This window comes from Ruegeria arenilitoris (assembly GCF_013030985.1).
Taxonomy (GTDB): domain Bacteria; phylum Pseudomonadota; class Alphaproteobacteria; order Rhodobacterales; family Rhodobacteraceae; genus Ruegeria; species Ruegeria arenilitoris_B.
This window is the reverse complement of record NZ_WPYP01000010.1, coordinates 119,589-141,455: the sequence shown is the minus strand read 5'-3', so window position 1 is coordinate 141,455 and position 21,867 is coordinate 119,589. Positions and strand designations below refer to the sequence as shown.

At 56.7% G+C, this 21,867-nt stretch carries 14 protein-coding genes; 13 read left to right on the top strand and 1 reads right to left on the bottom strand.

Features of this window, described 5'->3' with window-relative positions; translation table 11 throughout:
• Positions 1-15: 15 nt before the first annotated feature.
• The 12 genes from eutB (at position 16) to GOX88_RS18865 (ending at position 19,443) form a co-directional block, all read left to right on the top strand.
• Positions 16-1,029 (top strand): hydroxyectoine utilization dehydratase EutB, encoded by a 1,014-nt coding sequence (eutB, locus tag GOX88_RS18925; RefSeq protein ID WP_170405455.1) that lies wholly within the window; start codon positions 16-18, stop codon positions 1,027-1,029.
• Complete coding sequence (eutC, locus tag GOX88_RS18920; protein ID WP_170405451.1) at positions 1,022-2,014, top strand: ectoine utilization protein EutC; 993 nt, start codon at positions 1,022-1,024, stop codon at positions 2,012-2,014. The genes eutB and eutC overlap by 8 nt, the downstream gene beginning before the upstream one ends.
• An 11-nt stretch (positions 2,015-2,025) precedes the next feature.
• Positions 2,026-3,213, top strand: coding sequence for an ectoine hydrolase DoeA (doeA, locus tag GOX88_RS18915; protein WP_170405448.1), 1,188 nt, complete (start codon positions 2,026-2,028; stop codon positions 3,211-3,213).
• Positions 3,214-3,216: 3 nt separating this feature from the next.
• Entirely contained in the window at positions 3,217-4,209 is a 993-nt protein-coding gene (gene doeB / locus GOX88_RS18910) for a N(2)-acetyl-L-2,4-diaminobutanoate deacetylase DoeB (RefSeq protein ID WP_170405445.1), read from the top strand.
• Between the two features lie 4 nt (positions 4,210-4,213).
• Complete coding sequence (locus GOX88_RS18905; RefSeq protein ID WP_170405442.1) at positions 4,214-4,693, top strand: Lrp/AsnC family transcriptional regulator; 480 nt, start codon at positions 4,214-4,216, stop codon at positions 4,691-4,693.
• Between the two features lie 82 nt (positions 4,694-4,775).
• Complete coding sequence (locus GOX88_RS18900) at positions 4,776-6,251, top strand: NAD-dependent succinate-semialdehyde dehydrogenase (RefSeq protein ID WP_170405439.1); 1,476 nt, start codon at positions 4,776-4,778, stop codon at positions 6,249-6,251.
• 12 nt (positions 6,252-6,263) lie between these two features.
• On the top strand, positions 6,264-7,637 hold the full coding sequence (locus GOX88_RS18895) for an aspartate aminotransferase family protein (RefSeq protein ID WP_170405436.1): 1,374 nt from the start codon (positions 6,264-6,266) through the stop codon (positions 7,635-7,637).
• 253 nt (positions 7,638-7,890) lie between these two features.
• Positions 7,891-8,379 (top strand): helix-turn-helix transcriptional regulator, encoded by a 489-nt coding sequence (locus tag GOX88_RS18890; protein ID WP_170405433.1) that lies wholly within the window; start codon positions 7,891-7,893, stop codon positions 8,377-8,379.
• Positions 8,380-8,648: 269 nt separating this feature from the next.
• Positions 8,649-11,909: a beta strand repeat-containing protein gene (locus tag GOX88_RS18880; protein ID WP_217354257.1), complete on the top strand. Its 3,261-nt coding sequence runs from the start codon at positions 8,649-8,651 to the stop codon at positions 11,907-11,909.
• 35 nt (positions 11,910-11,944) lie between these two features.
• A complete protein-coding gene (locus GOX88_RS18875; RefSeq protein ID WP_170405422.1) occupies positions 11,945-15,187 on the top strand; it encodes a choice-of-anchor D domain-containing protein in 3,243 nt (1,080 codons plus the stop codon).
• Between the two features lie 183 nt (positions 15,188-15,370).
• Positions 15,371-17,590: an adenylate/guanylate cyclase domain-containing protein gene (locus tag GOX88_RS18870; RefSeq protein WP_170405419.1), complete on the top strand. Its 2,220-nt coding sequence runs from the start codon at positions 15,371-15,373 to the stop codon at positions 17,588-17,590.
• A gap of 335 nt (positions 17,591-17,925) precedes the next feature.
• Positions 17,926-19,443: a trimethylamine methyltransferase family protein gene (locus GOX88_RS18865; RefSeq protein ID WP_170405417.1), complete on the top strand. Its 1,518-nt coding sequence runs from the start codon at positions 17,926-17,928 to the stop codon at positions 19,441-19,443.
• A gap of 227 nt (positions 19,444-19,670) precedes the next feature.
• Here GOX88_RS18865 and GOX88_RS18860 read toward each other — a convergent pair whose 3' ends face one another.
• Positions 19,671-20,546, bottom strand: coding sequence for a LysR family transcriptional regulator (locus tag GOX88_RS18860; protein WP_302478203.1), 876 nt, complete (start codon positions 20,544-20,546; stop codon positions 19,671-19,673).
• A 95-nt stretch (positions 20,547-20,641) separates the two neighbouring features.
• On the opposite strand from GOX88_RS18860, the gene acdA reads away from it, so the two are divergent.
• On the top strand, positions 20,642-21,859 hold the full coding sequence (gene acdA / locus GOX88_RS18855; RefSeq protein WP_170405411.1) for a 3-sulfinopropanoyl-CoA desulfinase: 1,218 nt from the start codon (positions 20,642-20,644) through the stop codon (positions 21,857-21,859).
• Positions 21,860-21,867: the final 8 nt, after the last annotated feature.

Below are 21,867 nucleotides of genomic sequence, written 5' to 3'. Positions count from 1 at the left end.
GGCAAGATACGACCAATGAACTCGAAACTAACGCTTCAGGACAGCTTTGACGCACGGGCCCGAATTGCCGGGCGTGTGCGGCGTACGGCCCTGGTTTCGTCTCCGTCTTTGACGGTGGCAAGTGGCGGACAGGTGTCGCTGAAACTGGAACACGCGCAGATCACCGGCAGTTTCAAATTGCGCGGTGCGACAAATGCAGTTCTGTCGTTAACGGACACACAGCGCGCCGCTGGTGTTGTCGGTGTCTCTACCGGAAATCACGGGCGCGGGTTGGCATATGCTGCCGCGCAGGCCGGGGTGCGTTGTGTCATCTGCATGTCCGAGCTTGTTCCGCAAAACAAGGTTGACGGTATCAAGTCCCACGGGGCCGAAGTGCGCATTGTCGGCCGGTCACAGGATGACGCTCAGGTCGAAGTCGACAAGCTGGTCGCAGAGGGCATGACAATGCTGCCTCCGTTTGATCACCGCGATATCATCGCGGGCCAAAGCACGATTGCGCTGGAACTGCTGGAGCAGGCTCCGGATCTGGATACCGTGCTCGTGCCCCTGTCGGGCGGGGGGCTGATTTCCGGTGTAGCGATGGTGTTGAAAGCGGCAAACCCAGCGATCCGGGTTGTCGGCGTGTCGATGCAGCGTGGCGCAGCGATGTATGAATGTCAGAAGGCAGGTAAACCCGTCTTGGTCCCGGAACAGGCCACGCTGGCAGATAGTCTGGGGGGCGGCATCGGCCTCGACAACGCTTACACGTTCGAGATGACCAAAACTCTGGTTGATGACATCGTTTTGGTGTCCGAAGCGGACATCGCCGAGGCCATCCGCCATGCTTATTTTCAGGAACGGCAGGTGATCGAGGGATCGGGAAGCGTCGGCATTGCAGCGCTTCTGACGGGGCAGATCGGTTCCTTCCGGCACTGCGTTTCACTGGTAACGGGTCAGAACATCGACATGGCCCTGCACAAGCGGCTGATCGACGGGGAAAACGTCGATGTAGCGGCGGAAGTTCAGATGCAAGGGGGCGCAGATGCCTGATATCAAAATCCTGACCGAGGCAGACCTGCGCAAACTCGTGCCACTGGACCTGTCTGCCATCGACTGTGTCGAGAACGGTTTCAAAGTGTTGGCTGGCGGCCAGGTGGCGATGCCGCCCATTCTGTCGATGCCTATCGCGGACTTCAACGGCGAGATCGACGTCAAAACGGCATACGTTCCCGGATTGGACAGTTTCGCTGTCAAGATGAGCCCCGGTTTTTTCGACAACCCAAAACTGGGTTTGCCCAGCACATCTGGCCTGATGGTGTTGTTTGCAGCCAAGACAGGGATGTTAGAAGCACTTTTGCTGGATAACGGCTATCTGACCGATGTGAGAACGGCAGCGGCTGGCGCGGTTGCTGCCCGTCATCTGGCACGCACGGATGCCCGGCGTGCCTGTGTGCTGGGTTCGGGAATGCAGGCGCGGTTGCAACTCAAGTCCCTGTCGCTGGTTCGGCCGATTTCGTCGGCAACAATCTGGGCACGGGATTTTGCCAAAGCGCAAGCCTGCGCGGCGGAGTTGTCCGCCGAAATGGGCATCGATGTGAGTGCCAGCGAAGATGCAGAAGCCTCAGTTTCAAACGCCAATATCATTATTACGACGACCCCCTCGTCTACACCGATCGTTCGTGCGGAATGGTTGCGGCCCGGCCAGCATATAACAGCCATGGGATCGGATCAGGATCACAAGAACGAACTGGAACCCGAGTGTCTGGCACGTGTCACCCTGTATGTACCGGACCGTCAAACCCAGACTGAAAAAATGGGCGAGCTGCGCAGCGCCATTGCTTCGGGCGTGATAGGTGCAGATGCCAGGTTCGCTGAACTGGGCGATATCGCCAGTGGCAAGTCTGCAGGCCGTCAATCTGAGGACGATATCACCATCGCCGATCTGACCGGGACGGGCGTACAGGACACCGCCATTGCGACCTTCGCGCGTCAGCGTGCACAGGATGCAGGGCTTGGCGCGATTTTTACAAGCTGAAAGGGGCAGAGATGCCGACACCGACGCTGCATTTCTCAAGATCGGAATTTCGGGCACGGATCGACAAGACCCGCACTGAAATGGCCCGGAGGGGGATCGATACGCTAATCGTAACCGACCCGTCGAACATGAATTGGCTGACTGGGTATGATGGCTGGTCATTCTATGTGCATCAGTGCGTTGTCCTGACATTGGAAGGGGATCCGATCTGGTTCGGGCGCGGCCAGGATGCCAACGGCGCAGTACGGACGTGTTTCATGGATCCTGCCAACATCATCGGATACCCGGATCACTACGTACAATCGACGGAGCGGCACCCGATGGATTACCTGTCTGCTCAATTGACGGATCGCGGCGCGGGGGGTGGCGTCATTGGCGTCGAGATGGACAATTACTGGTTCACCGCGGCGGCCTTTGCGAGCCTGCAAAAGAACCTGCCCAATGCAACGTTCTGCGACGCCAATGCGCTGGTGAACTGGCAGCGCGCGGTGAAATCCGAGGCCGAGCTGGCCTATATGCGGCAAGCGGGCAAGATCGTCGAACGGATGCATCAGCGCATCTTCGACAAGGCAGAACCGGGTGTGCGCAAGTGCGATCTGGCCGCCGAGATTTATGACGCCGGATTGCGCTATGATGAACAGCTGGGTTTCGGGGGTGATTACCCGGCCATTGTCCCTTTGCTCCCATCCGGGTCGGATGCGGCTGCGCCTCACCTCACCTGGGACGACAAGGAGTTGAAGTCGGGCGAGGGCACGTTCTTTGAAATCGCGGGTGCAGTTCACCGCTATCACTGCCCGCTGTCGCGCACCGTGTTTCTGGGCAAACCGACACAGACCTTTCTGGATGCCGAAAAGGCGGTGCTGGAAGGTATGGAGGCCGGGCTTGATAAAGCCAAAGCCGGAAACACCTGCGAAGATATCGCCAAGGCCTTTTTCAAAGTGCTCAAGAAGTACGGCATAGAAAAAGACAACCGCACGGGATACCCGATCGGCGTCAGTTATCCGCCGGATTGGGGTGAGCGCACCATGTCGCTGCGCCCTGGGGACACTACAGTTTTGCAGGAGAATATGACCTTCCATTTCATGACAGGCCTCTGGATGGACGACTGGGGATTCGAGATTACCGAAACCATTCGTATCGGTTCAGCAGGCCCGGAATGCCTGTCGAATGTGCCGCGAAAAATGCTGGTGAAGGATTAAACGATGAAGGCGAACCCCATTTCTCCGACAATCCCGCTGGATCAGGACGGCGTTCATCACGGGTTTCTGAAACTGCCCTACAGCCGGGACGACAGCGCCTGGGGTTCAGTGATGATCCCGCTGACGGTTATTCAGAACGGTAAGGGGCCAACGGCACTTTTGACCGGGGCAAATCACGGGGACGAATATGAGGGCCCGATTGCGTTGCACGAACTGGCCGCGACAACACGCGCCGAGGATGTGACCGGTCGATTGATCATTGTTCCGGCCTTTAACTACCCGGCCTTCCGTGCTGGCACACGCACTTCGCCCATCGACAAAGGCAACATGAATCGTGCCTTTCCAGGCCGCCCCGATGGAACGGTGACCGAGAAGATAGCCGACTATTTCCAACGCACACTCCTGCCGCTTGCCGATGTTGCCGTCGATTTTCATTCGGGCGGCAAAACGCTGGATTTCGTCCCCTTTGCGGCGGCCCATATTCTGGACGACAAGGAAACGCAAAAAGCCTGTTTTGCGGCAATGAAAGCGTTTAATGCGCCTTATTCGGTTGAGCTGTTGGAAATCGACAGCGTTGGCATGTACGACACCGCCGTCGAAGAGATGGGCAAGGTTCTTGTCTCAACCGAATTGGGTGGCGGAGGATCGTCAACCGCCCGAAGCAATGCCATTGCCAAGAAGGGCTTGCGTAACGTGCTGATCCACTTTGGCATTCTGCACGGCGAGATGCAGGTCGATGACACGATCAACCTGTCCATGCCGGACGATGACTGTTTCCTGTTCAGCGAAGGCGACGGACTGTATGAGGCGATGTTTGATCTTGGCCAGCCAGTTTCAAAAGGGGATGTCGTCGCGCGTGTTTGGCCGGTGGATCGTACGGGGCAAACCCCGCAAGAATACCGTGCCCGCCGAGACGGTCTTTTGATCAGCCGCCATTTTCCTGGTCTGATCAAATCCGGCGATTGCGTCGCAGTTGTCGGCGTAACCGAGACCTGACCTCATGCAACTGGACCAACGCGATCTGGACATCTTGCGTGTTCTTTCGACCGAAGGACGCATCACCAAGGCCGCGTTGGCCGACCGCATCGGCCTGTCTCCGACCCCGTGTTGGGACAGGTTGAAAAAATTGGAACAGGGCGGGTTGATTGAAGGATATGGTGCACGGATCAACCTCAGGAAACTTGGGCCTCACGTGACTGTATTTGTGGCCGCCGAAATCACCGACCACACAGCCGCCAGCTTTCGCGCCTTTGAGGCCGCGATGCAGCGGTATGAAGAGGTCGTCGCGTGTTGGGCTTTGGGCGGCGGTTTTGACTATCTTCTGCAGATCGTCACGCGCGACATCGACGCTTACCAGCGCCTGATTGATGAGATGCTGGATGCCCGGATCGGGCTATCGCGGTATTTCACATATGTGGTCACCAAACCCGTTAAGGGCGCTGGCGCGCCGCCGTTGGATTTGCTGTTTCGTGGCAGTTGAATCATCTGAGTTCGCTACCAACTTTGGTCTCATCTTCTGTGCGCACCCTGCAGAGTGTGTGTCAAATACAGGAGGGAATTTCATGTTGGATACAGCATTGTCCGTGCGCGAAACGATACAGGACAAAGCGCTGGTGCGCTCATTTTCCTATATCAACGGCAAATGGTGTGCCTCGGCCACGGGCGACAGCTTTGGCGTGAGCGATCCGGCCAGCGGGGACAAGCTGGGCGACGTAACCGCGATGTCGGCCGAAGAATCTCTGGCTGCGGTCGACGCAGCTCAGGCGGCCTTTCCGGATTGGTCCGGTATGTTGCCCCAAAAGCGGGCGGCCATTCTGCGCCGCTGGTTTGAACTGCAGATCGAACACAAAGAAGACCTGGCCCGCATCATGGTGCTGGAACAAGGTAAGCCCATTTCAGAGGCACGCGGTGAGATCGAATATGGCGCGGCGTTTGTTGAGTTTTATGCCGAGGAATCCAAACGCCCGAATATCGAGGGCGTAACCAGCCACTTACCGGATGCCGAGGTCGAACTGTGGCGCGAGCCGGTGGGCGTTGCCGCCCTTATCACGCCGTGGAACTTCCCATCAGCCATGTTGACCCGCAAGGCAGCCGCAGCACTTGCAGCGGGGTGTACCGTGGTTGCGCATCCTTCGGGCGAAACACCGTTCAGCGCGCTTGCATTGGCTGAACTGGCCGAGCGCGCCGGGGTGCCAGCCGGTGTGTTCAACGTGGTGACGGGTTCGGCTCCGACGGTGGTTGAGCCCTGGACACGTGATCCGCGTGTGCGGGCCCTGTCATTCACCGGATCAACAGAAATCGGCAAGCTGCTGTATCGTCAATCGGCGGATACTGTAAAACGGCTGGTAATGGAGTTGGGAGGCCATGCGCCTGTTATCGTGTTCAAAGGGGCCGATCTGGATGTTGCTGTGGCTGAGACGATCAAAGCCAAATTCGCAACATCGGGTCAGGATTGTCTGGGTGCCAACCGGATTTTTGTGGAACGACCAATCTACAAAGAATTCTGCGATAGGTTCACCGAGGCCACGCGCCGTTTGACTGTTGGGGCCGGGATGGAGGATCCCGATATCGGCCCGCTGATGAACGAAAAAGCGATTGCGAAACAGGAAGAACACGTGGCCGATGCGCTGACCAAGGGGGCAAAGCTGGCCTGTGGCGGCAAACGGCACCCGCTTGGACCGCTGTTTTTTGAACCCACGGTGTTGGTCGATGTCCCGGCAGATGCTCTTATTCTGTCCGAGGAAACCTTTGGACCTGTTGCGCCCATCCTTCCCTTCGACACCGAAGACGAAGTCATCGCACGCGCCAATGACAGCGAGTTCGGCCTTGTCGCCTATGTGCACAGCCATGATCCGCGCCGCATCTACCGCCTGAGCCGCGCGCTTCAATTCGGGATGGTGGCTGTCAACCGCACCAAAGTCACCGGCGCGCCAATTCCCTTTGGTGGCACCAAGCAATCCGGCCTGGGCCGCGAGGGTGCCCGTCAGGGAATGGAAGAGTTTACCGAGATCAAATACGTCTGCCGCGATTGGGCGTGAGGAAGGAAAAAAATGCTTAAAAATGACCAGCTCGACCAGTGGGATCGTGACAACTTTTTTCACCCGTCGACCCACCTTGCACAGCACGCCCGCGGTGAGAGTGCGAACCGCATCGTCAAGACGGCCAGCGGTGTATTCATCGAAGATCGGGATGGAAACAAACTGCTGGATGCATTCGCGGGACTATACTGCGTGAATGTCGGCTATGGCCGTCAGGAGATAGCAGACGCGATTGCGGATCAGGCGCGTGAGCTTGCCTATTACCATTCCTATGTCGGCCACGGCACCGAGGCCTCGATCACCTTGTCGAAAATGATCCTCGACCGCGCGCCTGCGAATATGTCCAAGGTGTATTTTGGTCTCGGCGGGTCCGATGCGAATGAAACCAATGTCAAGTTGATCTGGTACTACAACAACATTCTGGGCCGACCAGAGAAGAAAAAGATCATCTCTCGCTGGCGTGGATATCATGGCTCTGGCCTGGTGACAGGGTCGCTGACCGGCCTGGAACTGTTCCACAAAAAGTTTGATCTGCCGGTGGATCAGGTGATCCATACCGAAGCACCGTATTATTTCCGGCGCGACAGTATTGACCAGACCGAAGACCAATTCGTCGCCCATTGCGTGGCCGAGCTGGAGGCCTTGATTGAACGCGAAGGTGCTGACACCATCGCGGCTTTCATTGGTGAGCCAATTTTGGGCACTGGTGGCATCGTACCGCCGCCAGCGGGCTATTGGGCCGCAATTCAGGCTGTTTTGAAGAAACACGATATCCTGCTGGTGGCTGACGAAGTTGTCACCGGCTTTGGTCGCCTGGGAACAATGTTCGGTTCAGAACACTATGGGATCGAACCCGACATTATCACCATCGCAAAGGGTTTGACTTCGGCTTATGCGCCTTTGTCGGGATCGATTGTAAGCGACAAGGTTTGGAAGGTACTGGAACAGGGCACGGATGAGAACGGACCAATCGGCCACGGTTGGACCTATTCCGCACATCCGATCGGAGCTGCGGCCGGGGTGGCGAACCTCAAGCTGATTGACGAGCTTAACCTAGTCAGTAATGCGGGCGAGATCGGAGCATACCTGAATAAATCGATGGCGGAGGCCTTGGCGGACCACAAAAATGTGGGTGACGTGCGTGGAGAAGGGATGCTTTGTGCAATCGAGTTCGTGAAGGACAAAGACAATCGCATTTTCTTCGATGTCGCTGACAAGATTGGTCCCCAAATCTCGGCAAATCTGCTGGATCAGAGTAAGATCATTGCCCGCGCCATGCCACAGGGCGACATCCTTGGGTTCGCTCCGCCTTTTTGCCTGACCCGCTCGGAAGCCGACGAAATCGTTGCGGGAACAGTGCGCGCGGTCAAATCCGTATTGGGTTAGATTTGGAGGGTTGGCCAGATTGGGTATCTCCCGATCTGGCCGACATATTCCCGGACACTTCAAACTGCGTGTCGAACCCGGCTGCACGGTCGAAAGTAGGTAGCCGCCAGCGTTTGCAGCGAATGCGGTGGGATAGATGCAAAAGACCAGTTAACTGGCGACAATTCTCGGCTTTCCAGAAAATAACCGGCTGCCCAAACAAGCCCGTGCGCTTTGAAGCAGCTAAAAAACACATCAAACAATGGACCAAACTATGCCTTCAATAAAGAGACTGACCTTTTCATTCTTTGCCTCGCTGTTCTGCGCCTGTGTCATGTTGTTTGAAGACATCGGCGAAGCAATGGGCGTGGCCTGGATCGATGAATGGGATGACATCCATGTTTGGGAAGTTCTGATCATGCTCTCTCTGTTCGGAGCCATCTTGATCCTGGGCAGTGAGGTCCTGAAGATGCGCCGCTATCAGAGCACGCTGGAAGACAAAGTCTCTCGTGCATCGACCGCATTCGAAGATTTGCTGAGCGCTTACTTTGAAAAATGGGGGTTCTCTGACGCTGAACGAGACGTTGCCCGGCTGCTGATCAAGGGGTGTTCCACCGCCGAGATGGCAGAGATTCGCGACGCCAAGGAAGGCACCATCAAGGCGCAGACAAACTCGATTTACAGAAAATCCGGGTACTCGGGCAAGGCACAGTTTTTGAGCGCCTTTCTGGAAGACCTAACAGACGGTGGGTCAGTTGCCTAGGAAGGGTTCGAGAGGAAGTTTTCTCGTTCAGCAGGCATCAAAATCATCCCATTTTGATACCTGTTGCAAGGGAATTACCACCGTGAAACAAACGCCTTTGTTTTCTCCATAAACCAAAGTTGTAAAGCGCTGAAACGGCCATATTCCTGCCTCTATTGACCCTTTAACCAAGGCCCGACGCACGTTTACAACGGGTGCAAGATGTAAGTGCATCTCGGGAATGTAACCGAGAGCAGCGGAACGGATACAAAGCCAAAAGAGGCAGGAAAATGCTGATTGAGCAAAAAAAACGTGCGTCAGCGCGCGGGGGACGTGTGACTAAATTTAAGGGTCAGGTCGCAAGTATCGCGCCCTCGCTATTACTGGGGTCGGTTTCGATCATCGCCGTTTCCGCAGGGCCGGCTGTGGGGGACATCATCAACGGTGCACAGACCACTCCGTTGATAAGTTCGGTAGACGAAGATCACACCATCACGTCCACAGGGTCGATTGATGTCAATCCTCTGACGGGCCCCGGGGCGGTTCAGATCAACGTATCGGATTACACGAGCACCCTGACAAATGCCGGGCGCGTGACGTCGCCGGAAGGGAACCTGCGAACCCGATCAGGTGTTGATGTGAACGGTGATCTCTCTGGTGTGGTGCTGAACTCCGGCACGATTTCGATGGGAGCGGCCATTGGCGACAGCGCGGATCTTCGGGGCGTCGACATTCAGGGCAGCGTCACCGGATCAGTACAGAACGCCGGCACGATCCAGATCGCAAATTCGGCGCTTACCTTTGCGACAGCCTATGGCATCTCGGCAGCTGATATTGGTGGCGAGGTTTCCAACAGCGGGACGATCAACCTGTCGATCGACACGATCGAAACTGCAAAAGCAACGGGTATCCGTGCCAACACGGTAACCGGTGCAGTTCGCAACAACAGTGTCATTACAATGCAGATGTCGGCGACGGGTTCGTCCGTTTCCGGGGCCGCTATCGAGTTGAACGGTGTCGCAGGCACGGTTGAAAACACCGGCACCATTCAAGTTGTTGGCCAGAATGCGAGCTTTGTGAATATCAATGGTATCGAGGTCGGTGACCTGTCTGGCACCCTGACCAATTCGGGCAGTATTTCTGTTAGCGGCAGCGCTGTATCCGCGGCGCTCGCCCACGGTATCACCACGGGTAATGTTGGCGGAAGCCTGTCAAACAGCGGCTCGATTACGGTCAGATCCAATGCGACCGGCGGAAGTGCTGATGCATTTGGTATCCGAACTCAGTCAATATCGGGCCAGCTTGAGAATTCTGGGTCGCTTTCGGTAACAGCAAACGGAACGACCCAGGCGTTGGCGCAGGGTATTTCCGCGCCCGTGGTGGAAGGGACGTTGAGCAACAGTGGTTCTATGACGATCACTGCGAATGGCTCAACTGCCAGCGCTGATGGCATCACCGCGTTTTTCGCTTTTGGTGAGGTAAGCAACAGCGGGACAATTGCAGTAAATGCAAACGGATCTTCATCGGCTGATGCAGCGGGAATTGAAATCAATCGATTGGATGGTCAGTTGTCCAATTCCGGCACCATTGCAGCGTCGGCGCAAGGGTTCTCGGCTGACGCGACGGGTATTAGTTTGATCGATGCTCATGGGACTCTCCAAAACAGCGGGCAGATAACGGTTTCGGCCCAGGGTCAGTCTTCTGCCGTCGCAATGGGAATTAGCGCCCTTTTGATTGACGGTGAGTTTTCCAATTCGGGAAGCATCGTTGCAACCGCCCAGGCAACAAACGGTTACAGCGCGTATGCGTCGGGGATCAACACACGGATAATCGGCGACACGGGCAGCTTCGCGAATTCGGGTAGCATTACAGTCACTGCAAAAGGTGACAACGTGGGTTACGCGAGTGCACAGGGTATGCAGTTCACCCGGATCGGCGGGCCTGTTTCCAACAGTGGGAATATCTCGGTAACGGTTGAACACAACAACGGTTCATCTGCCATCGGAGCCGGGGTTATGGCCGGGATTGTGGAGAGCGGGTCGCGGTTCTCGAACTCTGGCTCGGTCAGCGTTTCTGTAACAGGCCAGAATGTTGCAGCAGCGGCGGCTACCGGGATCGGATTTGCGGTCATCGAAGATACGGTTGAAAATTCAGGGGTCTTAACGGTCTCTGCCCAGGGCGAGACTACAGTACGGGCTGATGGCATTTTCAACGGCGAACTGAGGTCGAACGGTACTCTGAACCACAGCGGTGCCATTTCTGTAACCGCCAATGGTGCAGATGCCGAATCCTACGGCCTTTTTGTCGGAACCACGCAAGGTGTCGTCAACGTAACCGGCGACATTTCTGCCCAGTCGTCGGGCAAGGCCTATGCCATCTTCCTAGGGGACGGCGGCGGTACGCTGAATATTGAATCCACTGCCGACATAAACGGCCTAATCAGGGTCAGTGATCACGATGTGAATCTCAATAATGTCGGTGGACGGGTCGTCTATCACTTCGAGGACGAAGATGCTTCTGCAGGCTCATTCACCACGTCCGTTTCCTCGCCTTCGCTGGGCTGGTTCGTTGAGGGCGAAGGTGGCGCGGCACCTGTTTATGCCTCCTTTGATGCACGTGAAATCAAACCCAACACCAATCAGGCGTTCGAAATTGCAAGCCTAAGCTACCATCTGGCCGAACAGTTGGGCAGTCCGGCCAGCGGCGCGGTCACACGTGACAGAACCGGCTCGGCTGAAAACCGCGGTCTGATCGATGGCTTCCGCCCATATTTTTTGATCAGCGGCAGCCGAAGCGACAGAGACGCCAATGCCAACTCTGCCGGGCTTTCTTCAAACATGTGGAGTGCCAGCGTAGGTGTGACCCGCGACCTCGGAACCGGATTGCGGTACGGGTTCGGCGCCAGTTATCTGGAGAACGACGGGACATTTGGCACCACATCATTCGACACATCCGGCGTGTATCTCAGCGCGGTGGTTGCACAGAACTTTGGCTTTGCCGACCTCAGCTTTGGTTTGGGCTATGGCCATCTGGATCATGACGATACGCAGGTCAGTAATGGCGTGACGTCGAATGCCGATTATTCCAGTGACATGATCGCGGCGTTTGTCGGTGCACAGCGGGACATTGTCCTTGAGAACGGAGCAACCCTGACGCCGCGGGCCAGCTTCCTTTATGGCGAACAAAATCTGGATGGCTACACTGAAACCGGTGGAACAGCGAACGCAACGGTGGGGGATAGAACCGTTACGTTCAATGAAACTCGTATTGGCGGGGCCTATTCCATGGCGGCAGCTGACGGGTTGATTTCAGCTTCGATAGATGCCGTTCACAGGGATGCAGATGCGCCGTCATTCGTGGACGTTGCCATCTTCGGCAATTCGCTTTCTCTGGCGTCCGGCGGCAGCGGTACGGACACCTTCGGTGAAATTGGCCTCAACTATGAAAAAGACTTTGGTCATGGGGGCACGCTGAGATTGAACGCCAAATCTACCGTAGGCGCAGATGTATCCACGCAAGCGCTGTGGGCCTCGTACGAGTGGCAATTCTGATCAGAAACGGTTAGCGGAAATTGAGGGCTGAGCAGATGAATCTACGCTGCGCATTGCCGGGCAAATGGGCATTGCTCGTGGTACTGGCATTTCCCTTTTTGATAAGTATGACCGAAAAGGCCGCCGCGCAGCTTGCCTGCCCAAGTCGGACCATTGGTGGCACTGCCACCATTGGTGGTTTGGCAGGCATCGGTACGTTTCAGTTCAACGACTGCATCGCCGGAGACGGAGGCATCATCTTTGTAAGTGAGTACGATAATTTACCTGTCGGTTGCGCCAGTGCGAGCACACCTTTGAACACGCCTGACGCAATATGCCTTGGCCTGCCGGGTGTCGCGCGTCCAGCATCGGCCGGTAACGTCATGCGGGTCTCGTTCTCAAACAGGGGAACCCCGCTGAGCATCACGTCCATCAGTTGTCCGGGCGCAACTTCGGTGACAGGGGCAGGCACCGGGTTGGGTGAGGTGACACTGAACGACGGCGGCAGTTGCCCGTTAACCATCACTGCACCTGCTGAAAGCGGCGGTACGTTCGGGGTTTCCGGGTCGACCCTTTCGCGCACCGGGGACGCCTATTTCCTGACACCCGGCACTATTGCCGGAGGCGTATATAGCGGCGCGGCCCCGGGTACAGCACCTAACATTCAGATCAGCGGCAATGGTTCGGTGATAGCGGATGGCGATACAACACCAATCGATGCCGATCACACGGTGTTTCCGTCCCGGGCTATTGGAGGGAACCAGTTTGCGGATCGGACCTATTCGATCAACAATACCGGCACCGGGCAGCTGACGATTTCCAACGTGGCCGTCACTGGTGCTGCTGTCAGTGACTTTGCAGTTGTCACGCCACCGGCCACCAATGTGGCCCCGGGCGATAGCACAACATTCACACTGCGCTTTGATCCAGGCGCGGTCGGCGGACGAAATGCCGTAGTCGAGGTGACCACCAATGACACAAGCGTGGCGTTGTACGATTTTGTGGTTGCTGGCCAAGGCCAGCCTGATCCGACGCTGACTGCATCCTTCAGCCAAGGCACAATTGCAGTGGGCGGGCTCACCCGACTCAGTCTTCAGTTTACTGACCCTTCTGCAATCGGATTCAACGTCGATAGCCAGACCATAAGCCTTTCCGCCGGAGCAACCATCGCCAACCCCAATGGCCTGAGCACAAATGGCACCTGTCCAACCGTCACCGCACTTGCTGGAAGCAATTCCATTTCTGTGGCGAGTGGAACCATAACCGACACCTGTACGATTGAATTGGACGTGGAGGGCCTGGCCATCGGTGCCCAGACACTCACGACCAGCACTTTTACCGGCACTTTCTTGGGGCAGGCTTTCAGCTATCCTGCGGCCAATGCATCGCTTGCGGTAACCGATGAAACCGATATCTCGGTCACAAATACAGATGGATTGACCTCTGTTGTAACCGGTAACAGCCTGACCTACACGATCATTGTCGCGAACGGAGGCCCCTTGGGTGATCCGTCGGTAAGCGTCACCGATAATTTCCCATCTGAATTGACCGGTTGCAGCTATAACTCGGTCGCTGCGGGTGGCGCGTCCGGGAATACGGCATCAGGCTCAGGCAACATTTCCGAAACGCTTAACATGCCCTCCGGCAGTTCTGTCACCTATTCGGCAACTTGTACGATCTCACCAACAGCCACAGGCACTTTGTCAAATACTGCGACCGCCACATCATCGCGGTCAGACCCGATTGCCAACAATAACTCTGCGACTGACAACGATACCGTACTGACGGCCGGCGACTTCACCTCTCCGACGGTTGAGGTTCTTAACGCGCCCAAGTCATTTGCCGGGCAGGAGGAGTTTTCAATAACTGTTCGCTTTTCTGAGCCCGTCACCGGTTTCGAACCGGCGGATGTCACCATCGGAAATGGTACGGTTTCAGGTTTCGCGGTGCAGAGCGCAGTCTCATATCGTGCTCGGATCAGACCCACCGGTGCCGGAGATCTGACAATAGATGTAGTTGCCGGTGTGGCACGTGATGGTGCAGGCAATCTGAATCTGGCCGCGAAGCAGGTGGTTGTACGAAACACGACCGTGGAAGATACGGTTCGCCTGATTGGTTCGTTCATTGAAAGTCGCGGACGCTTGATCATGGCCAACCAGCCAGCCTCTCAACGACGCTTGAACCGGCTGCAAGGGCGCGCCAGCAACAATGGTGGCATTTCGGGTATGGGATTGTCGTTCCAAAACGGCAGCATCCCATTTTCAGCACAGATCGGAGAGCAGGAAATCAATTTCTCCTATTCTCTTCGGAACTCTCGCGCACAGGCCGCTGAGACCCAATTGAATGCGGATGTGCTTCAAGTTCTTGGGCAGGTCGGAGTGGAGTTGAATGACAGCCGTGCAGCCGCATCACAGGGCGCTCCGCGACCGGTTCCTCAACTCAGCTTCCTGCACCGGGCAGAAAGTGAGGTTATTAGTGGGTTCGTTGCAGAGCCAGACAACAAAGCGTCGAAACAACCCATTGCCCCGTTTGATGTTTGGATTGAGGCGGCATATTCGAAGTACAACGCCAATGGCGGCGAAGGGGATTTTGCCATCCTGCATATGGGCTTGGATTATTTGCTGACGCGCGATCTGTTGCTGGGAATTGGCGCGCAGTTCGACTGGGCAGATTATGCCGATGACAGTGGGTCGGGTGAGGCCGATGGTTACGGTTTTATGATTGGTCCTTATCTGACGACAAGATTGACGGATTCACTCTACTTGGATGCCCGCATCGCCTGGGGGTTGTCACAGAACTCTGCTGCGACTTACAGCACATATAGCGACAAGTTCTCGGCCGAGCGCGCATTGGCTACTGCCGCGCTAACGGGCGAATACGTCGTCGGTGACTTACTCATACAACCTGAACTTCGCCTGAACTGGTATCGTGAAGAAACGCGCGGCTACAACGACAGCTTCGGAAACCGCATCCCGGAAATTCAGCTAGAGACAGGTTCACTGGAATTCGGGCCGACATTTGCCAGTACGTTCCAGTCGCAAGGTGGGGCATTTGTGACCCCTCAACTTGCGATAAAGGGAATATGGACTTTTGCTCAAAAGAACTCTGCCGCCGATTTTGTGGCTACGAATGATGTAAGCCAATTGGCCGACGAAGGCTTGCGGGCACAAATTGAAGCCGGGCTCAGCTATTCATACGAAAACGGGACGATGTTTTCGCTTGTCGGATCTTATGACGGCTTGGGTGATGCGCAATTCGAAGCTTGGGGGGTTAGAGCCAACTTGGAACACCTATGGTAATTTGGACATAAACTTCTTTCAGCCGCGCTGCAGCATCTTATACATCAAGCTATTGACCGCTGAGGGCCGCCCTGAACTGTACGGGCAGGCACCGGTGACCTCAAGCATCGGCCTTAAGCACCCAACTCGTCATCTTCCGGAGAATTTCCTATACTGTCCGCCAACGCGGCGTGGGGGATCGGTTTGGTTCAGGAGATGTTTCAACGTCGGCTGGCGGCCATCGTTGCGATCGATATGGTCGGCTACAGCCGCCTCGTTCAATTGGACGAGGCTGGCACCCTGGCGCGCCAAAAGGCGATCCGGACCGATCTGATCGACCCCGCGGTGCGGGGTTTCGGGGGACGAATTGTCAAGACGACGGGCGACGGCGCGCTGCTTGAGTTCTCAAGCGTGGTCAGCGCCGTCGAATGGGCTGTCGCGGTACAGCGCGAGATGGCCAACCTCGAAGTGGATATTCCCGAAGACCGTCGCATCGCTTACCGTATCGGTATCAATCTCGGCGAGATCGTGCATGATGGCGACGACATCTTCGGTGACGGGGTGAATATCGCGTCCCGCTTGGAAGGTTGCGCCGACCCCGGAGGAATCTGCGTATCCGAACCGGTCTTTCTGAACGTCCACGGTAAGCTCGACCTCGGCTTCGTGGATCTTGGCCCGCAACAGGTCAAGAACATCCAGGATCCAATCACAGCCTTTGCGGTGCTTCCGAACCCCGAATATGCCGGTACCGTCGTCTCGGCCCGCCGTACGCCCAAGCCGACCCTGCGCTTCGGTGCGGTGGCGCTCGCCTTGGTGCTTATTGCTGCTGGATATCTCGCTTGGATCTGGTTGGCACCACCCCAGCCGAGGGGCGACCGCCTGCTGATCCTTCCATTCGCCGCTGCCACGGCCGGGGACCGGTCGCTTGCCGACGCCGCGACCGAGGATTTCATCGCCTCGCTGTCACGGGTTGAGGGTTTGCAAACCGTCCCGCACTCCATCTCCCTCGGATACAACGGAATCGCACTTGAACCCGGTGATATCGGCCTGGAGACCGGTATACGGTACGTGCTTGACGGAATGGCGGCCCGCGAGGGCGACCGGATTGAACTTGCCGTAAGGCTCAGGGATTTTGGCGATGCTGGCGCGGTAATCTGGGAGGAAAGCGCTAGCGGGGCACCTGCGGACTTCTTCGATTTATTGGCCGGACTCAAACAAAAGGCCGCGGCCGAACTCGTGGGTCCCTTGTCGGCACCGGAACGCTCCGTGTTACAGGCTCCGGCCACAACCGATATCGAAGCGTTCCTGGCCTTTGCCGAAGCGGAAAGATTCCTGGCCAGCGGGAATTTCTTCGAACTGGAACAATCTCTGCCTCTCTACGAACGCGCGATCGAGCGGGATCCCGATTTTCTGGCTGCGCATGCAGGCTACGCCACCGTAAACTTCATCATCTGGAGCCGTAGCTACAACACCATCCGATATACGCTCGACGCGCTCGAGGAAGCGGAACGAACAGTCCGCCACATCCTCGAAGTCGACGATACCCATCCGGACGCCCTCGGGGTTCAGATCGGCATCAAAATCGAGAAACGACAATGGAACGCTGCCCTGACCGAGGCCCGCGGTGCCGTCTTCCTGCAACCTGATGAACCCCGGCTGCGGTACGTGTTGGGCCAGGCGCTTCTGGCGGCCCGGCTCTATGACGAAGCGCGCACCGAATTCACGGCCTACGAAGACCTTTCGCCCCGGCTCAATGCATCGGAATTGCGAGAGCTTGCCTTTCATCGCCTTCTCCTGGGCGAGGTCGACCGGGCGCTTGCGCTCCTGAGCCGGGTCCCGTCCGAAGAAAGCGACCGGATCGATCAGTACATATTTGCGGCGGCGGCCCATGCCCAAAACGGGGAAATAGAGATCGGGAAACGGTTCATGGACCTGTTTCTGAAGGAAACAGTCTGGAACAACCTCCTTTGGCAAAAGGGTTACTTCGGACGGTACTCGGATCCGGCTCTCTACGCAGCGTGGGCCGAAGCGCTCTCCGCTGTCGGAATGCCAGCCTCGCCATTCGATTTCGAGAAGGGGCGGGAAGCCGACAGATTGGAGCAAGACGAATTGGTCGCGCTCTTCTCGGATGAATACGAGGAAATCATCGACACCGGCCCCTTCGGTATGCCCTACCGGCAAGATCATCCGTCCGAGGGTGTGACCGTTATGCATTTCGGCTGGATGGATGGCCAACCAATCACGTCGCGTTGGGCGATCCGGGACAGTCAGTACTGCCATCGCTCGGAGGCAGTCCATGTCGGCCGCGAAGAGTGTAGCAACGTCTATATCGACCGGGAAAAATCGACGGATGCGGTCAAATACGTCGCGAATGTCTATTCCTTCGGTGTATTCGAGTCCGAATTCCGGCGCCGGGTAGACTAGGCGGCGCTATCCGGATGTTGCATGGCCCCGAGCAAAGTAGAACTGCTGTGAGTTCAACCAGGTTCTTACTTTGCGGCTTGCCGCAAATGTCCGCAAATCGGGCTGCACTCGTAGCATTTCAGGATCCCGGCCAGTGTCTGGTCTGGGCCGGTCGTTTCACTGAAAGGCGGTCAGGCATTCGGCCGATGGTTAATTTAGCCAAAGCGGTTTTTAAGTTTCTTTTTACATTGAGCGGAATTGTGTCGGGATCAACCGCCTTGGTCGTTCCTGGAGCAGACTGTTCCACCTGTTTGGAGAACTATGCCGTATTAAAACCGTGAATTGCAGGAAAGCTCATGCCAGCGACGCGTCGACGTCATACCCGCCGAAATTCGGAGCAAATCAAGGCGCCGCTGATCTCGGGTGCCCGCCGCGAGATCCCCACCTATGACCTGATGCACGATGAAGGGCTGGAGTTGATTGAGGCTCGATCCGAGCAACTCCTGCAGGAGGTTGGGGTAAAATTCCTCGATGACCCCGAGGCGTTGAAGCTGTGGCGCGCATCCGGTGCGGATGTATCGGGTGATCGGGTGCGTTTCCCACCCGGGCTGTTGCAAAATCTACTCAAAACGGCACCGAGGGTCTTTCGGCAGCACGCCCGAAACCCAGCACGGACCGTCGAGCTGGGCGGCAATAACGTGATATTTGCCCCGGCCTACGGCATGCCATTTGTTAGCGATCTTGACGGTGGTCGTCGCTATGGAACAATCCGGGATTTCGAGAACCTGACAAAACTTGTATACACGTCGCCCTGGCTGCACCATTCCGGCGGAACCACCTGTGAACCTACCGATTTGCCGGTGAACAAGCGCCATCTGGATATGGTTTATGCCCATTTGAAATGGACTGACAAACCTTTCATGGGATCGGTCACCGCTCCCGAACGGGCTGCCGACAGCATTGAGATGGCGCGCATTGCCTTCGGTTCAGATTTTGTGGATCGGAACTGCGTAATCATGGCAAATATCAACATGAATTCTCCGCTGGTCTTCGACTATGCCATGTCGGGGGCAATCCGCACTTATGCAGCCGCCGGGCAATGCCCGGTCATCGTCCCCTTCGTTCTGGGAGGTGCCACGGCGCCGGTGTCGATGATCGCGGCAGTGACCCAGGCCTATTCCGAAGTCCTGGTGGGATGCGCGCTGGCTCAGCTTGTCCGCCCGGGTGCGCCGGTGATCTTTGGCAATTTTGTTACTTCGGTTGATCTGAAGACCGGCTCACCTTCATTTGGCACCCCGGAATCTGCACTGGCATCTTACGTGGCCGGCCAGTTGGCGCGGCGGGTAGGCCTTCCCGTGCGGTGTTCGGGCGCATTCACCAGCTCCAAACTGCCCGACGCGCAAGCTATGATGGAAAGCGTGACCGCCTTGCACGCCGCGGTTCTTAGCGGCGCGAATTTCGTGCTGCAATCTGCGGGCTGGCTGGAAGGCGCCTTGACGCTATCCTACGAAAAGCTGGTCATGGATGCGGACTATCTGGGCGCAATGCACAGGTTTCTGGCCGGCTTGACCCTCGAGGATGATGCCTTTGCCATGGACGCATTCGCCGAGGTCGGCCCGGGTGGGCATTTCTTTGGTTGCGCCCATACCCTCAGGCACTACGAGACCGCATTTTATGACGCCGAACTGTCGGACACACAGGCGTTTGAAAACTGGTCCGAAAAAGGCGCGGCCGACATGGCGCAACGGGCCAACGCTAAGTGGAAGTCCAGCCTCAAGGAATATGACGCACCGCATCTCGACGAGGGAATTGACGAAGAGCTCCAAGCCTTCATGGCCCGCAGAAAGGAACAGTTGCCGGATATCTGGCACTGAACTTGAATGATTGTATGGGGGAGTTCGCGCAGAGCCCAGTTTCGCAAGCGCAGCGAATGTCTCCTATCACGCGCCGCAATGCATCATGGATTGCACGCGACAGAAGGCGGCTTTGGGCTGTCCTTGAACGTGAATGTCACGGTATTGCTCAGGGTTGCTCAGTTGCTTCAGGATCCTCGCCGATTCAGCCAAGGCCACGAGCGTAGGAAAGGTTTGTTTTATTCGCCCTAAGCGTGAGTCTCGTCGGCTAAAAACAGCCCCGCGAGTACCGCCTCCCTTCCGGCCAGTGCACCCTGGCACGCGGTTGCAAGAACAAGTTTTCTGGCTGAAGTTTGGGGAAGACGGATGCTTTTGACGTCGTCAGACCGATACCGCATAACATCGGGGGCGGGCAGAAGCGTAAATCCCAGACCCGCCGAGATACACTCCATGATCGCTTCAAGGTTATCGAGGACAATAGTCTCGGAATCCTCTGGTCTTTCGTGCTTAAGCATCTCTCCAGCAATGAGTTTTCCGATCCCTGTGTCGGGCATGAAGTGAAAGAATGGCTGCGTATTCAATAACCCCCCGAGGCCGTCTTTCAGCAAGCTCTCATGGGCCGCAAAGACAAAGGGTTCCTCTCGAAGCACCAATTCCGCAAGCGCGTCAGGAACACCTTCGGCATCCGTGACAAGCGCGGCATCAAGCTGTCCGCTGACGACCTTCTCCTGTAGAGCCTTGGACAGGCCGGTTTCAAACGAGAAGGTCGCTAGCGGTGCGTGATGCTTTGCGTTGTTCAGGAAGCCCGGCAGCAGGCGAACGGCAGCTGTTGTGACAAATCCAATTCGGAAATGCCCGACCAGCGTGTCCGTCGGGCGGCAGATTTCGAGAAGGCTATCTTCATTCTGCAGGAGCGGGATCGCTGCCTCGACGATGGCCCGACCGATTGGCGTAAGTCGCGGTGGTCGCACGGTGCGGTCAAAGAGATCAACGCCAAGCTCTGTCTCGAGTGCCTTCATCTGCATGGAAAGTGCGGACAATGTCATGTTCAGTTGCTCGGCCGCCTTTGCAAAGGAGCCGACCTTGGAGATCCGCATGAGGGTTCTGAGAGAGCGTGTCTGCATAACTTAAGAAGATCTGCATTTGATATCAAATCTTATTCGATTGAGTTGTATTTCCGCAAGCGTATTCTGGTGAAAACAGAAACGATGGACACGCCATGACGCATCCGCTTGTGAACGTTGCAAGAGAACTGGCCCCAGGATTTGAGAAACGCGCCACTGAGTGGGACAGATCGCGCGCCTATTGCTGGCCGAACATTGGCGAACTGGTTGATGCCGGCATCATGGGCATGTCCATTCCAAAGAAATATGGCGGGCAGGGCGCGAGTTTTCTGGATGTGACCATGGTGGTCGAAGAGATCGCGAAAGCCTGCACCCTGACGGCCCGCATCGTTGTCGAAGGCAACATGGGCGGTATCAGCGCGGTCATGGGTTATGGCAATGACGAGCAGAAGGCTTTTTGCGCTCAACATGTGCTGGCAGGAGACAAGCCCGCGATCTGCATTACGGAACCTGACGCGGGAAGTGCCGCGACTGAAATGCAGACTACTGCCCGGAAACACGGTAGCACATACATCCTCAACGGGACCAAGCACTGGATCACAGGTGGTGGGGTTTCGAAGCTCCACCTGATATTTGCCCGCGTGCTCGATGAGGCAGGCGTGGAACAGGGGATTGGCGGCTTCATTCTGCTTGCCGACCCGATCTCGGGTGACATGCCAAAGGGGTTCACCGTAGTGGGCCGCGAATACACAATGGGCCTGTGCGGTATGCCCGAAGCAGAATTGCGGTTCGAGAATGTCGAGATCGACGAGAAATGGCTGGTCAAACCACCTTCGGGTCTCAAGCGCGGTTTCGCCGACCTGATGAACGCGTATAATTCGCAACGCGTTGGTGCCGGCACCATTGCCATGGGTGTCGCGGCAGGGGCGCTCGAACATGCCAAACGCTATCTCTTGCAACGCGAACAGTTCGGACGCCCGCTCGCAGAATTCCAGGGGCTTCAATGGATGCTCGCCGATATGGATACTCAAGTTCATGCGGCCCGGCTGCTTCTCCATGAAGCGGCGCGTTCACGTGGTCCAAAAGGCAGCCAGTATCCCGACATGACGATGGCCGCCCGCGCCAAGCTCTTTGCGTCCGAGATGGCCATAAAGGTGGTCAGCGACGCGCTGCAAATGTTCGGCGCACGCGGCTATTGCGATCGTGAACCTCTGGAGCGGATGTATCGCGATGTGCGCATGTTCACCATCGGTGGCGGGACCGCACAGATCCTTCGAACTCAAGTCGCTGGGAACATTCTTGGCATCAAAACACCACAGACGCGGGACGGATATGCGCGCCTTGCCGACATGGCGCGTTACGCGGCTGAATAGGAGGCCCC

Bases quoted from the DNA above. Each gene is read 5' to 3' on its own strand.
- GOX88_RS18875 (WP_170405422.1), top strand. From the start codon at position 11,945: ATGAATCTACGCTGCGCATTGCCGGGCAAATGGGCATTGCTCGTGGTA.
- GOX88_RS18865 (WP_170405417.1), top strand. From the start codon at position 17,926: ATGCCAGCGACGCGTCGACGTCATACCCGCCGAAATTCGGAGCAAATC.
- GOX88_RS18905 (WP_170405442.1), top strand. From the start codon at position 4,214: ATGCAACTGGACCAACGCGATCTGGACATCTTGCGTGTTCTTTCGACC.
- GOX88_RS18895 (WP_170405436.1), top strand. From the start codon at position 6,264: ATGCTTAAAAATGACCAGCTCGACCAGTGGGATCGTGACAACTTTTTT.
- doeB (WP_170405445.1), top strand. From the start codon at position 3,217: ATGAAGGCGAACCCCATTTCTCCGACAATCCCGCTGGATCAGGACGGC.
- eutB (WP_170405455.1), top strand. From the start codon at position 16: ATGAACTCGAAACTAACGCTTCAGGACAGCTTTGACGCACGGGCCCGA.
- eutC (WP_170405451.1), top strand. From the start codon at position 1,022: ATGCCTGATATCAAAATCCTGACCGAGGCAGACCTGCGCAAACTCGTG.
- GOX88_RS18890 (WP_170405433.1), top strand. From the start codon at position 7,891: ATGCCTTCAATAAAGAGACTGACCTTTTCATTCTTTGCCTCGCTGTTC.
- GOX88_RS18880 (WP_217354257.1), top strand. From the start codon at position 8,649: ATGCTGATTGAGCAAAAAAAACGTGCGTCAGCGCGCGGGGGACGTGTG.
- acdA (WP_170405411.1), top strand. From the start codon at position 20,642: ATGACGCATCCGCTTGTGAACGTTGCAAGAGAACTGGCCCCAGGATTT.
- doeA (WP_170405448.1), top strand. From the start codon at position 2,026: ATGCCGACACCGACGCTGCATTTCTCAAGATCGGAATTTCGGGCACGG.
- GOX88_RS18900 (WP_170405439.1), top strand. From the start codon at position 4,776: ATGTTGGATACAGCATTGTCCGTGCGCGAAACGATACAGGACAAAGCG.
- GOX88_RS18860 (WP_302478203.1), bottom strand. From the start codon at position 20,546: ATGCAGACACGCTCTCTCAGAACCCTCATGCGGATCTCCAAGGTCGGC.